At 64.6% G+C, this 401-nt stretch carries 1 protein-coding gene; it reads right to left on the minus strand.

Going from position 1 to position 401, the window contains the following annotated elements; translation table 11 throughout:
• Positions 1-204: 204 nt before the first annotated feature.
• Positions 205-401, minus strand: a 197-nt coding sequence (locus FLO80_RS24100; protein WP_223145560.1) for a hypothetical protein, incomplete at its 5' end; no start/stop codon positions are given.

Raw genomic sequence — 401 nt, forward strand, 5'->3', positions numbered from 1 at the left:
CGCGCGAACCAAGCCGGAAGCGCCCGTCGAGCACAGCCGGGCGCTGACAGCATCGCATCCTGAGCGGCCCGCCGTTGCCAGCATCGTAGGGAGCGACACCATGCTCCGCCTGGCGGATATCGCGTGGTGATGTCCCCCCTACGAAAGCGCCTTCTGCGTGGGCAAGTAATGCCGAAGGCGTCATCCGCCAACCGGACATATCGATCACTTCACCTTGAGGCGGGTTCGGCGTCCTGCCCCCTGGCGGATATCGCGCCGCGATATTCGCCCTACGAAAGCGGCTCCGCGTAGGGCGAAGCCAATGCGTGGGTCCAGCCGGGCACAAAAAAGGCGGATGACGCAAACGCCATCCGCCTTCTTTTCTTCCGCCTCGCGCCGTCTTATTCGACGCTCTGCTCGGC

Origin of the sequence: Aquicoccus porphyridii, assembly GCF_008369105.1 — a bacterium.
Taxonomy (GTDB): Bacteria; Pseudomonadota; Alphaproteobacteria; order Rhodobacterales; family Rhodobacteraceae; genus Aquicoccus; species Aquicoccus porphyridii.